This window comes from Flavobacterium pectinovorum (assembly GCF_900142715.1).
GTDB lineage: Bacteria > Bacteroidota > Bacteroidia > Flavobacteriales > Flavobacteriaceae > Flavobacterium > Flavobacterium pectinovorum.
This window is the reverse complement of record NZ_FRBX01000005.1, coordinates 398229-412035: the sequence shown is the minus strand read 5'-3', so window position 1 is coordinate 412035 and position 13807 is coordinate 398229. Positions and strand designations below refer to the sequence as shown.

Annotated in this window: 8 protein-coding genes; 2 read left to right on the top strand and 6 right to left on the bottom strand. The window is 33.8% G+C overall.

Annotation, left to right across the window (positions count from 1 at the left end; genetic code table 11):
• Position 1: 1 nt before the first annotated feature.
• From BUE22_RS18595 to BUE22_RS18575, 5 genes are all read right to left on the bottom strand, one after another.
• Positions 2-1141 carry a C40 family peptidase gene (locus tag BUE22_RS18595; protein WP_073397299.1) on the bottom strand — a complete coding sequence of 380 codons (1140 nt, stop codon included), beginning with the start codon at positions 1139-1141 and terminating at the stop codon, positions 2-4.
• A gap of 341 nt (positions 1142-1482) precedes the next feature.
• Positions 1483-3747 carry an aconitate hydratase gene (locus tag BUE22_RS18590; protein ID WP_073397297.1) on the bottom strand — a complete coding sequence of 755 codons (2265 nt, stop codon included), beginning with the start codon at positions 3745-3747 and terminating at the stop codon, positions 1483-1485.
• Between the two features lie 128 nt (positions 3748-3875).
• On the bottom strand, positions 3876-6647 hold the full coding sequence (locus BUE22_RS18585; RefSeq protein WP_073397296.1) for a bifunctional aconitate hydratase 2/2-methylisocitrate dehydratase: 2772 nt from the start codon (positions 6645-6647) through the stop codon (positions 3876-3878).
• A gap of 433 nt (positions 6648-7080) precedes the next feature.
• Positions 7081-8034: an AAA family ATPase gene (locus BUE22_RS18580; protein ID WP_073397295.1), complete on the bottom strand. Its 954-nt coding sequence runs from the start codon at positions 8032-8034 to the stop codon at positions 7081-7083.
• 78 nt (positions 8035-8112) lie between these two features.
• The gene (locus BUE22_RS18575) at positions 8113-9543 is read right to left on the bottom strand and encodes a peptidylprolyl isomerase (protein WP_073397293.1); all 1431 of its coding nucleotides are present in this window, start codon (positions 9541-9543) and stop codon (positions 8113-8115) included.
• 517 nt (positions 9544-10060) lie between these two features.
• Between BUE22_RS18575 and BUE22_RS18570 the strand changes: the two genes are divergently transcribed.
• Entirely contained in the window at positions 10061-11503 is a 1443-nt protein-coding gene (locus BUE22_RS18570; RefSeq protein ID WP_073397292.1) for an alpha-amylase, read from the top strand.
• Positions 11504-11639: 136 nt separating this feature from the next.
• Complete coding sequence (locus tag BUE22_RS18565) at positions 11640-13232, top strand: peptide chain release factor 3 (protein ID WP_073397291.1); 1593 nt, start codon at positions 11640-11642, stop codon at positions 13230-13232.
• 253 nt (positions 13233-13485) lie between these two features.
• Here BUE22_RS18565 and BUE22_RS18560 read toward each other — a convergent pair whose 3' ends face one another.
• Positions 13486-13797 carry a DUF3467 domain-containing protein gene (locus BUE22_RS18560; RefSeq protein ID WP_026985797.1) on the bottom strand — a complete coding sequence of 104 codons (312 nt, stop codon included), beginning with the start codon at positions 13795-13797 and terminating at the stop codon, positions 13486-13488.
• Between the last annotated feature and the right edge of the window lie 10 nt (positions 13798-13807).

Below are 13807 nucleotides of genomic sequence, written 5' to 3'. Positions count from 1 at the left end.
TTTATTGCAAAACTCTGTTTACTTGTGAAAAAGCTCGTTGGTAATATGGTTCTTTTGTTGACGAAATCATTACACCGCCATGAGTTGAAGAGTGAACAAATTTAATTTCACCATCAACAACTTCTACTACCATTCCAACATGATTAATTTGTCTTCTTCCATTTGTTTTAAAGAAAATCAAATCGCCTTTTTGGGCTTCATCAGTAGTAACTTTCATTCCAATGCGGGATTGCTCTATTGAACTTCGGGGCAATTTAATATCAAAATTACTAAAAGTCGAAATCATTAAACCTGAACAATCAAAACCTGCTTTTGTAGTACCGCCCGATCGATATCGCGTCCCGATATTTTCTGTAGCGTTTACAATTAATTGATCGACTAATTCAGAATGATTACTCACTTTTATAATTGTACTCGTTGAATCAGTTTGAATTGCCGGAGATGTATTTTCTGCAATTTGCGTTTCTGACGATGGTGTTATTGTCTCTTTTATTTCTTGTGGAGAAACCAAAGCTGCAGCAGCATCTGCTTTTTCTTTTGAAGTTCTAATTTTCAAAACATAACCAACCGGTAATTTCCCTTTAATAAATGGATTTTGCCTTTCTAATTCAGCCACTGTCAATCCATATCTTTTTGCAATTGCGTATTTAGTTTCTTTTGGCTGAACTTCTACAACCACTTCAACATCTGTTACAATTTTAAGATCATCAATTGGTTTTTCTGATACTGCAATTGAATTGGATGGAATAATAATTTGCTGTCCAATTTTTAAACCTTCTGTTTCTAAAAGCGGATTGGATTTTTTTAAATCTTCGACTGAAATATTGTATTTTTTGGATATTCCCCACAGCGTTTCTTTAGCCAAAACCTCGTGTGTTCCAGAAGAAGTATTATTTACAGCAACTTCATTTGTTGTTGCTACAGTAGTTTGATTTGTATTGGGAATTAGCAAAACCGAGTTTAGCTTTAAAATTTTAGGTGCATTAGGATTTGCATCTATAATAGCTTTAGGTTTTACTCCGTACTTTTTTGCAATTGTAGTGATATTATCACCTTTAGAAATAGTATGCTTAATATATTTTTCCTGTGAAAAAACACTTAAACTTAAAAACAACATTATGACGACTAACTTAAAATTCATTTCTTGGGGGGAATTTTTTTTTAAATTTTGTAGTTCATTTTATAAACTCAAAAAAAGAACGATTCTTTTACTAATAAGGCGAATTTAACATTTTTATGCAAAAAAAACGTCTTTTTTAACAACTTATTAAGTTCAAATTAACAAAATTCAATCGATTTAAAAGTAATAAACTCAAAATCACTACATTAAACAAAACATATAAAATTCGTTATTAAATCGAAATATATAAGTTTTATCCTGCAAATATAATTATTTTTTATTAAATATCATACTGCAGCTTACCTGAAATAAAAAACGCCCTGTTTTCACAGAGCGTTTTTAGCATAATTAAATCATATAGATTAAGCTTTTCCAGCAGCAATTAAATTTAATGCTGACCCCGCAACGAACCAGCCAATCTGACCTGCATTGTAAGTATGGTTTGCCAGGATAATATCTTTAGAACCATCTGTATGAAGAAACTCTAACGTTAATGGTTTTCCAGGAGCGAACTCAGTTAAATCAATAAAGTTAATTGTATCATTTTCCTGAATTTTATCGTAATCTGCTTCATTAGCAAAAGTTAATCCTAAAAGCCCTTGTTTTTTAAGGTTTGTTTCATGAATACGTGCAAACGATTTTACTAATACCGCTTTAACACCCAAGAAACGTGGCTCCATAGCAGCATGCTCACGAGAAGAACCTTCACCATAATTGTGATCTCCCACAACGATTGATGGAACTCCGGCAGCTTTGTATGCACGAGCTACAGCAGGAACTGCATCATACTCTCCTGTTAACTGATTTCTAACAGAATTTGTTTTTTGATTGAATGCATTTACAGCGCCAATCAACATATTGTTAGAAATATTATCCAAATGTCCACGGAAACGCAACCATGGTCCAGCCATAGAAATGTGATCTGTAGTACATTTTCCAAATGCTTTGATCAACAATTTAGCACCTGTAATATTTTTACCATCCCAAGCATCAAAAGGAGCTAATAATTGCAAACGTTCTGATGCAGGATCTACCACAACCTGAACTCCTGAACCATCTTCAGCCGGAGCCTGAAATCCAGGATCTTCGGCATCAAAACCTCTTGGAGGCAATTCGTCTCCTGTTGGTGCTTCAAGTCTTACTTCTTCTCCATCTTCATTGATCAAAGTATCTGTCAATGGATTGAAGCCTAAATCACCGGCTATAGCCATTGCAGTTACCAATTCAGGAGAACCCACGAAAGCTAAAGTATTCGGATTACCATCTGCACGTTTTGAGAAGTTACGGTTAAAAGAGTGAACAATAGTATTTCTTTCTTCTTTCTCTGCTCCATCTCTGTCCCACATACCTATACATGGTCCGCAGGCGTTAGCAAAAACGGTAGCGCCAATTTTTTCGAAAGTATCGATAAATCCGTCTCTTTCAATTGTATAACGAACTACTTCAGAACCCGGAGTAATTGTAAATTGAGATTTTGTTTTTAAGTTTTTAGCACTTACTTGTTTTGCCAAAGAAGCGGCACGAGCAATATCCTCGTAAGAAGAGTTTGTACAAGAACCAATTAAACCAACCTGAATTTGTAACGGCCAGTTATTTTTAATCGCTTCTTCTTTCATTTTAGAAATTGGAGTTGCCAAATCAGGTGTAAAAGGACCGTTTAAATGTGGCTCTAATTCTGATAAATTGATTTCGATTAACTGATCAAAATATTTTTCCGGGTTAGCATAAACTTCCGGATCTCCTGTTAAGTAAGGAGCTACTTTATCTGCAGCATCTGCAACATCAGCTCTGCCTGTAGAACGCAGGTAACGACTCATAGAATCATCATAACCAAAAGTTGAAGTTGTAGCTCCAATTTCAGCACCCATATTACAAATAGTACCTTTTCCTGTACATGACATAGAAGTTGCACCTTCACCAAAATATTCAACTATAGCACCTGTACCACCTTTTACAGTAAGTATACCGGCAACTTTAAGGATAACATCTTTGGGAGCAGTCCATCCTGATAATTTACCAGTTAGTTTTACTCCAATTAATTTAGGGAATTTTAATTCCCAAGCCATACCAGACATAACGTCTACGGCATCAGCACCACCAACACCAATAGCTACCATTCCTAGACCACCTGCATTTACAGTATGAGAATCGGTACCAATCATCATTCCGCCCGGAAAAGCATAATTTTCAAGCACTACCTGGTGAATAATTCCGGCTCCTGGCTTCCAAAAACCAATTCCGTATTTATTAGAAACTGACGATAAGAAATCGAAAACTTCGTTACTTTGTGTTTTTGCTCTGGCCAAATCGGTTGCAGCATCCACTTTTGCCTGAATTAAGTGATCGCAGTGAACTGTTGTAGGAACAGCAACTGTTTTCTTTCCGGCATGCATAAATTGTAATAATGCCATTTGAGCTGTTGCATCTTGACAAGCAACACGGTCCGGTGCAAAATCAACATAATCAACACCTCTTCCAAACGCCTTCGTTGGATTTCCATCCCAAAGGTGATTGTACAAAATTTTCTCCGTTAAAGTAAGTGGACGACCAACAATCTCGCGTGCTTTATCAACACGACCGGGCATGTTCTCATACACTTTTTTTATCATTTCAATATCAAAAGCCATAAGTTATAATTGTTTTGTTTTTTTATTTTGAACACGACAAGGTACAAAAAATAGAGGAGCCAGAAAAGAAAAAGCCCGAGTTTATCACTCGGGCTTTTTATATATAATGATTATAACTAATGGTATTATTACATCACTAGTTGCTTGCTAGAAGGCGCAAACTTAGTCAAACTAATACCTTCTACTGCAGCTGTATATTCATCCATTGTAGGAGTTCTGCCAAGAATTGTAGACAAAACTACTACTGGTGTTGAAGAAAGCAATGATTCTCCTTTTTTACCTTCAGTATCTTCTACAACTCTTCCTTGGAATAAACGTGTCGAAGTTGCCATTACAGTATCTCCTTTTGCCGCTTTTTCCTGGTTACCCATACAAAGGTTACACCCTGGACGTTCTAAGTACAACATGTTTTCGTATTCTGTACGTGCTGCACCTTTAGGAGCATTATCGTCAAATTCGAAACCAGAGTATTTCTGTAAAACTTCCCAGTCTCCTTCAGCCTTAAGTTCATCTACAATGTTATAAGTTGGCGGCGCTACTACAAGCGGCGCTTTAAACTCAACTTTACCATGTAAATCTTCTATATTTTTAAGCATTTGGGCAAGGATTTTCATATCTCCTTTGTGAACCATACAAGAACCGATAAATCCAAGGTCTACTTTTTTTACTCCTCCATAAAAAGAAAGAGGCCTGATAGTATCGTGCGTATATCTTTTAGAAACATCAACATTGTTAACGTCCGGATCGGCAATCATTGGCTCTACAATTTGATCAAGATCCACAACCACTTCAGCATAATACTTAGCATTTGCATCTGGAGTTAAGGCTGGTTTCTCAGCTGATTTAATTTCAGAAATTCTCTTATCAGCTTTATTAATCAATCCCTGAAGAACTTGTTTGTGATTATCCATCCCTTTATCGATCATAATCTGGATTCTTCCTTTTGCAATCTCCAGTGAATCAATCAAAGTATCATCTTCAGAAATACAGATAGAAGCTTTTGCTTTCATTTCTGCAGTCCAGTCTGTAAACGTAAATGCTTGGTCAGCAGTAAGAGTACCAAGATGAACTTCAATAATTCTACCCTGGAATACATTTTCACCACCAAATTTCTTAAGCATTTGAGATTGTGTTGAATGAACTACATCACGGAAGTCCATATAACCTTTCATTTCTCCAATAAATGTCACCTTTACAGATTCCGGAATTGGCATTGAAGCTTCTCCCGTTGCAAGTGCAAGAGCAACTGTTCCTGAGTCAGCACCAAAAGCAACACCTTTTGACATTCTTGTATGAGAGTCACCACCAATAATGATAGCCCATTCATCTATTGTAATATCGTTTAAAACTTTGTGAATTACATCCGTCATTGAATGATAAATGGCTTTAGGGTCACGTGCTGTGATTAAACCGAAATCATTCATAAATTTCATCAATTTTGGGATATTTGCCTGAGCTTTTTTATCCCATACTGAAGCTGTGTGACAACCAGATTGGTAAGCACCATCAACGATTGGTGAAATAACTGTAGCAGCCATAGACTCCAATTCCTGAGCAGTCATAAGACCGGTCGTATCTTGTGAACCTACGATATTAACTTCTACACGAACATCAGAACCAGCGTGTAATACTTTACCCGGAGTGATACCAACAGCATTTCTGTTAAAGATTTTTTCCACAGCTGTAAGACCTTGCCCTTCAATAGAAATCTCTTTTGATGGAGCAAATACAAGTGGTGCTTCAATATCAAGAACTTTCGCTGCTAATGTTTGAAGTTTTTTACCAAATACAATTGCATATGACCCTCCAGCTTTAATGAATTCCATTTTCTGAGGCGTGAATGCCTTTGAAATATCAATTAACTCTTTATCGCCATTATAAAGCTTCTTCGTTTTTGTATTTATTGTTAATACAGTTCCTGTAGCAACAGAGTATGCTTCTTCCAAAATTGGCTCATTATTCTCATTACGAATAATATCACCATTTGCGTCAAGCTTTTTTACCCAGTTTTTAAGGTCCAAACCAATTCCACCAGTAACATCAACAGTTGTTAGGAAAATTGGAGAAATACCATTTGTTCCTGCAACAATTGGAGCAATATTAATAAATGGAACGTATGGACTTGCTTGTTTACCTGTCCAAAGTGCCACGTTATTTACACCTGACATTCTTGACGAACCTACACCCATTGTACCTTTCTCTGCAATTAACATCACACTTGCATCAGGATACTGAGCTTGCAGCATCTTGATTTCGTCTTGTGCCTGAGGAGTAATCATACATTTACCGTGAAGTTCACGATCAGAACGAGAGTGAGCCTGATTACCCGGAGATAATAAATCTGTAGAAATATCTCCTTCACCAGCGATATATGTAACCACTTTAATTTCTTCAACTACTTCTGGTAATGAAGTAAAAAACTCTGCCTTTGCATAGCTTTCCAGAATTTCTCTGGCAATTGGATTTTCATTTTTAAATGCTTCTTTTAAACGGTCTGTATCCGCCTCATAAAGGTAAACTTGCGTTTTAAGAACGTTTGCTGCTTCTTTTGCAATAGCAGCATCATTACCAAGGGCTAAATCAAGCAACACCTCAATTGAAGGCCCACCTTTCATGTGTGATAATAACTCAAAAGCAAAAGCAGATGTTATTTCTTTTACTATGGATTGACCAAGAATGATTTCTTTTAGAAATTTAGCCTTCAGACCAGCTGCGCTCGTCGTTCCCGGTACAACATTATAAATAAAGAACTTAAGAGAATCTTCTCTGTATTCATTATTCAAATCTTTAATTTGTTCAATGATTTCGCTTAATAATTCAGCACCATCAATTGGTTTCGGGTGAAGCCCTTGACCTTTTCTTTCTTCAATTTCCTGGATGTAATCCTTATAAATGTTCATAGTAGAGGTATTTCTAGGTATTTTTATTTTTTTGTTCGCAAATTTAGCTATTAAAGCCGAGAATTAAAAAAAATATAATAGAAGTCGCCTTTTCAAAAATTATTATTGTTAAAAAACGATTTTGATCGCTTGTTATTGCGAAAATATCAATTTTGAAATAAAAAAATGAATTATTGATATTTTAAAATCTTTTCTTTAACAAAGTCGAAATTTGTTGTTATAAACAAACCCTATTTTGAGCCTGTTTTAAGTAAAGAATCTTTCTAAATTAGAATTTACATCGTTATAGTTGACGTCAAATTCACTTTTTCAATGATATTGAAATAAAATTTTATCGAAGTTTTATTAAAGATTATTTTACGATATGAATTTCAAATCAAACAAAAAAAAGCCTAACAATTTAATGTTAGGCTTTTCGCAAACTTTGTTAGTTTTATAATAATTTCTGAATAATAATTTCTTCCGTTATTCCTTCAGCATCAGCTTTATAATTTTTAATAATTCTGTGGCGTAAAATACCAATTGCAACTGCTTTTACATCTTCAATATCAGGTGAAAATTTACCATTAAAAGCGGCATGTGCTTTTGCTGCCAAAATTAAATTTTGAGACGCTCTTGGTCCAGCTCCCCAATCTAAATAATTTCTAACAAAATCATTTGTCAACTTATTATCCGGACGTGTTTTACTTACTAAAGACACCGCATATTCAATAACATTATCTGCCACAGGAATTCTGCGGATTAAATGTTGAAAATCGATAATTTCCTGTGCTGTAAATAATGGATTTATAGTTGTTTTAGCATCAGAAGTTGTACGTTTTACGACTTGCACTTCTTCTTCAAAACTAGGATATTCTAATTTTATAGCAAACATAAAACGGTCTAACTGGGCTTCCGGCAACGGGTAAGTTCCTTCTTGCTCAATTGGGTTTTGAGTTGCTAATACAAAATAAGGTAAATCTAATTTATGATTTTCACCAGCGATTGTAACAGAACGTTCCTGCATCGCTTCAAGTAAAGCTGCTTGTGTTTTTGGCGGTGTTCTATTAATCTCATCAGCCAGGATAATATTAGAAAAAACAGGTCCTTTTATAAATTTAAACCTTCTATTTTCATCTAAAATTTCACTTCCTAAAATATCTGACGGCATTAAATCCGGCGTAAATTGAATTCTTTTAAAATCTAAACCTAATGCCTGAGACAAAGTATTTATTAATAATGTTTTTGCTAATCCCGGCACACCTATCAAAAGAGCATGTCCGCCCGAAAATATACAAAGTAAAATTTGATCTACAACGGCGTCCTGCCCTACAATTATTTTTGCTATTTCGGTTTTTAATTCGTTACGTTTTTGAACTAAATTATGAATTGCTGTTACGTCAGACATTTATGAATATATTTAAAATTAAAAAGAGTTAGCGCTATGAAATCATAAAACTAACTCTTTTTATTTATTTAATAAAAATTATTTTTTCAACCAATTGTTTGTAAAAGTACAATCTCTGTACTCTCCAATAATTTTGATATAGGTATCTTTTATTTTTTCGTCAAACCATTTAGCAATGGCATTGATTTGTTTTTCTTTTAATGCTAATTCTTTAATTTTAGTATAATCTTTAGCATAATCCGCCGTATGTTCTTCGATTCTGTTGGTAACGGTAATTAACTTATATGTTTTTTTACCTTTTTCGTCTGTGTTTAAAAGTGGCTGAGAAATTTCAGCATCTTTTAAATTTGAAACCTGACTGTATAATGTCGGATCCATTTTAGTCAATTCAAAACGTGTGTCTTGTGTATTAGGATTTACTAAAGTACCACCATTTGCTCTAGTTTCTTTTTCATCAGATTCTGTTCTGGCTGCATCAGCAAAAGAAATTTCTTTACTTTCAATCTTTTTTCTAATATTTATGATTCTTTCTTTAGCTTCTTTCAAAGCATCTTCAGAAACAGTTGGCGCTATTAAAATATGACGTAATTCAACTTCTTGCCCTTTAATTTTATCTACCATAATAATATGATATCCAAAATTGGTTTTAAATGGTTCCGAAATTTCTCCTTCTGCCAAACTAAATGCAACATCTTTAAACTCTTTTACGAAAGGAGTTTTTCTTGTCATTTTATAGAAACCTCCACTAGAAGATGATCCCGGGTCTTGTGAATATAAAACTGCTTTGGTAGCAAAACTAGATCCGTCTAATACATCTTTTCTAATACCATTTAATCGGTCAATAACCTTTTGCTCGTCTTCTTTTGAAACTTTTGGTTCTACAACAATTTGTGCTACTTCCATTTCTGCTCCAAAAGTTGGCAATTCATCTTTTGGTATTTTTTTAAAGAAATTACGAACTTCTTCCGGTGTAATCTCAACTGCATCAATAATTTTTTTCTGCATTTCAGAAGCTAGCTTTTGCTCTTTTAAGATATCAGCAAAGTAAGTTTTGAATTCTTCTACAGAGTTTTTCTTATAATAAGCTACAACCTTGTTTATGTCTCCAACTTGCTGCATCATATAGTTTAGACGCTCTTCCATCATTCCTCTTACTTCAGCATCGCTTACAATAATACTATCCTGAATAGCCTGATGCGCATATAATTTATCCTCTAAAAGTTTACCAAGCATTTGGCATCTTGTAATATCTTTTGTAGAACCTCCCTGACTGGTAATTTCTAAATATCCTTTATCAATATCAGAATCTAAAACAATATAATCTCCAACAGTTGCAATAATACCGTCAATTTTTTGCCTCTGCCCAGAAGGAACTTCAACTGGTTTTTCTGCTACAACATCCGGAATAATTTCCTGTGCTGAAATAAATGAGTTGAAAAAAAGTAAAAAACATATTGTTAACCCAAATTTGTAATCAATTGTTTTTAGCTGAATTTTTTTTAATAACATTATTTTAAATTTAATTTGAATGCTTTAGACTTTATTTAAACTACCAATTCATTTATTTCTCTTTCAAAAATTTATTCTGAAACATTAAATAATTAACTTCTAGTTCTTCTAACTTATAACGAACAAAAATAACAATTCAATTACATAATACAACTATCAGCAATACTATTAACAAAAAATTATGGGATAGCTCGTAAATTCAATTAATAAGAAGTTGTTTATCAGCAGAAATACTTCAAAATACAATCTCCAAATAATAAAGCTCATATCGATATAATTGTGGTTTTATTTATGACGGAATTGTTTAAATTTTTTACTCCTAAAATTAAAAGTTTTCAACACTACAACGTTTTCGTTATATAAAAATTTTCCTATAATTCACAAAATAATAAAATTTACATACTTTAGATGAGTAATTAATATTTTATATGTGATAAAATTGAGAATAATTCACTTTTACCATTAATATCCGATACAATTACAACTTTATTAATCTAACCTTAACCAAATCATTATTATGAAAAAACCTTTTGTGAAATTTTATTGCTTTCTTGCAATTACTGCATTGTTTTGCGCTTGTTCTGACAATGAAACATCTGAAAATGGCGCAAGTGCAGCGAGTAAAGAATTCAAAATCATCAATGTAACACATCATGACGGAAAACCTTTTAGTACCGGCGAAACCAAATCATCCCTAACAGGCAAATATGTTGATAATCCTGGTGGAGGCGTTATGATGCAGGCTTTTTATTGGGATGTTCCTGCGGGCGGAAACTGGTGGAATACTGTTACGACTAAATTAACCGACTGGTCTAATGCCGGAATTGGATCTGTATGGCTTCCTCCTGCCTCAAAAGCGCAAAACGGAGCATTTTCTATGGGATATGATCCAACGGATTATTTCGATTTTGGAGATTATAACCAAAATGGAACTATCGAAACCAGATTTGGTTCTAAAACCGAATTGGTAAGCCTGATTACAAAGGCACATACTGAAAACATGAAAGTATATGCTGATATCGTAATTAATCACAATAGCGGTGGCCAATCTGAAGCAAATCCTTTTACGGGAACAAATACCTGGACAAATTTTACCGGAGTTGCTTCTGGAAAATTTAAACGTACTTATAATGATTTTTATAAAAATAGTTATGGCAATAATGATGAAGGAAGTTTTGGTGGATTTCCGGACTTATGCCACGCAGCTCCTAATGTGAAAGATTGGTTGTGGCTGAGAGCTGATGGAGTTGGTAAATATTACAAAAACACAATGAAATTTGATGGCTGGAGATTTGATTACGTTAAGGGTTTTGGTTCTTGGGTTGTTAGGGACTGGAATGCAAATGTAGGTGGGTTTTCTGTAGGTGAATTATGGGATTCTAATGTAAACATATTAAATGACTGGGCGAATAATGCTAATAGTTCTGTATTTGATTTTGCTTGTTACTACAAAATGAATGATGCTTTTGACGGAAATAATCTGGCTCTTTTAAATGACGATATGATGTGGAAAAGAAATCCATATAAAGCGGTAACTTTTGTAACCAATCATGATACGGATGAAATTTCAAATAAATTATTGGCGTATTCTTATATTTTAACGCATGAAGGATATCCAACAATTTTCTATAGAGATTACGAGGAATGGCTGGATAAGAGCAAATTAAACAATCTAATCTGGATTCATAACAACAAAGCAACTGGTACAACTTCAATTTTATATTCTGATAATGATGAATATGTTGCCAGAAGAAATGGATACAACGGAAATCCGGGATTAGTGGTTTATATCAATAATTCATCTTCCTGGCAAGAAAGATGGGTTGAAACTAATTGGGCAAATACTCAAATTAAAGATTTTACCGGAAACTCAACCTGGTATCCAACTACGCAAGCAGACAAATGGGTAAAAATACAATGTCCTCCAAAAGGATATTCAGTTTGGTCAATTAATCAGTAATTTAAAATGACTAATGTAAGGCTGTTATAATAACAGCCTTATTTTTTTCTTTAAAAGAAAGACTTCCCAAATTAAGAAGTGAATATTTTTATTAAGCGGTAATTAATAGTACTTTTGCAACCTATTTATACAAAATATGAGCTTTTTAAAAGAAATACAACGCAGAAGAACATTTGGAATTATATCGCATCCCGATGCCGGTAAAACAACTTTAACTGAGAAATTATTGTTGTTTGGAGGGGCAATTCAGGAAGCTGGTGCTGTAAAAAATAATAAAATTAAAAAAGGAGCAACTAGTGACTTTATGGAAATCGAACGCCAAAGAGGTATTTCGGTTTCAACATCTGTACTTGCTTTTAATTATAAAGACAAAAAAATCAACATTCTTGATACTCCGGGACACAAGGATTTTGCCGAAGATACTTTTAGAACTTTAACGGCTGTTGATAGTGTTATTGTTGTAATTGACGTTGCAAAAGGAGTCGAGGAACAAACGGAGAAATTAGTTGCCGTTTGTAGAATGCGTAACATTCCGATGATTGTTTTCATCAATAAATTAGACCGTGAAGGAAAAGATGCTTTTGACCTAATGGACGAAGTGGAACAAAAATTGGGATTAAAAGTTACTCCTTTGAGTTTTCCTATCGGAATGGGCTATGACTTTCAGGGGATTTATAATTTATGGGAAGAAAATATCAATCTTTTTAGTGGTGACAGCCGTAAAAATATCGAAGAAACGATCGCTTTCTCTGATGTTCAAAACAATCCTGAATTAGATAAAATCGTTGGTCAAAAAGCAGCTGATAAACTTCGTGAAGAATTAGAATTAATCGATGAAGTTTATCCAAAATTTGAGCGTCAGGATTATTTAGACGGAAAAATTCAGCCAGTATTTTTTGGATCGGCATTAAATAACTTTGGAGTTCGTGAATTGCTAGATTGTTTCGTAACAATCGCTCCTTCTCCAAGACCAAAAGATTCCGAAACACGATTAGTTGATCCTAAAGAAGAAAAAATGACAGGTTTTGTATTTAAAATCCATGCTAATATGGATCCAAAACACAGAGACCGTTTGGCTTTCATTAAAATTGTTTCGGGAACTTTCGAAAGAAACAAGCCTTACTATCACGTTCGTCAAAAGAAAAATTTAAAATTTTCGAGTCCGAATGCTTTCTTTGCTGAGAAAAAAGAAATTGTAGACATTTCATATCCAGGTGATATTGTAGGTTTGCACGACACCGGAAATTTTAAAATTGGAGATACTTTAACCGAAGGCGAAATCATGAGTTTTAAAGGAATTCCTAGTTTTTCTCCGGAACACTTTAGATACATCAACAATGCTGATCCAATGAAAGCCAAGCAATTGGACAAAGGGGTTGATCAGTTAATGGATGAAGGTGTGGCACAGTTATTTACTTTAGAGATGAATAATCGTAAAGTTATTGGTACAGTTGGAGCACTTCAATATGAAGTAATTCAGTATCGTTTGGAGCATGAATACGGTGCAAAATGTACGTATGAAAACTTCCCAGTACATAAAGCTTGTTGGGTAAAACCTGATGATGCTAAAAATGATGAGTTTAAAGAATTTAAACGTATCAAACAAAAATTCTTAGCACATGATAAATACGGTCAATTAGTATTTTTAGCCGATTCTGATTTTACAATTCAAATGACTCAAAATAAATATCCAACTGTAAAATTATTCTTTACTTCAGAGTTTGATTAATTTTCATTTCAAAAAAATAACAAAAAAAGCGCTAATTTAAATATTAGCGCTTTTTTTTAATCTGAATTAAATCAACCTTACTAAGTCATTATATTCTAAAATTACTTTTATCCTAATTACGGAATGTCTAAGTTATTACATTAAAATTGCATAAAGAAATATACTCGATAAAGTGAAATAAAAATCGGACAAACTACAGATTTCTATATTTCAATTTTAACAAAAAAAAGCCCCATTACTGGGGCTTTTATAATTATGCTTGTCCCGCAGGACCAAAATTAAGCGGTATTGGCGCTTGTTCAGTGTCTTTGATCTCGCCGTGAGCTACTTCAAAACGATGAATGTTTTCACCAATTGCTTTTAATAATCTTTTAGCATGTTGTGGTGTCAGGACAATTCTTGACTTTACCTTGGCTTTAGGAATACCCGGCATAATGCTCACAAAATCTAAAACAAACTCTGATGATGAGTGATTTATAATCGCAAGATTAGAATAAATTCCTTCTGCGATAGTTTCATCTAACTCGATATTAATTTGCTCTTGTTGTTGTTTCGGATTACTCATAGTTTCCTAA

Coding starts and splice junctions, on each gene's coding strand:
- BUE22_RS18595 (WP_073397299.1), bottom strand. CDS start 1,141: ATGAATTTTAAGTTAGTCGTCATAATGTTGTTTTTAAGTTTAAGTGTT.
- BUE22_RS18590 (WP_073397297.1), bottom strand. CDS start 3,747: ATGGCTTTTGATATTGAAATGATAAAAAAAGTGTATGAGAACATGCCC.
- BUE22_RS18585 (WP_073397296.1), bottom strand. CDS start 6,647: ATGAACATTTATAAGGATTACATCCAGGAAATTGAAGAAAGAAAAGGT.
- BUE22_RS18580 (WP_073397295.1), bottom strand. CDS start 8,034: ATGTCTGACGTAACAGCAATTCATAATTTAGTTCAAAAACGTAACGAA.
- BUE22_RS18575 (WP_073397293.1), bottom strand. CDS start 9,543: ATGTTATTAAAAAAAATTCAGCTAAAAACAATTGATTACAAATTTGGG.
- BUE22_RS18570 (WP_073397292.1), top strand. CDS start 10,061: ATGAAAAAACCTTTTGTGAAATTTTATTGCTTTCTTGCAATTACTGCA.
- BUE22_RS18565 (WP_073397291.1), top strand. CDS start 11,640: ATGAGCTTTTTAAAAGAAATACAACGCAGAAGAACATTTGGAATTATA.
- BUE22_RS18560 (WP_026985797.1), bottom strand. CDS start 13,797: ATGAGTAATCCGAAACAACAACAAGAGCAAATTAATATCGAGTTAGAT.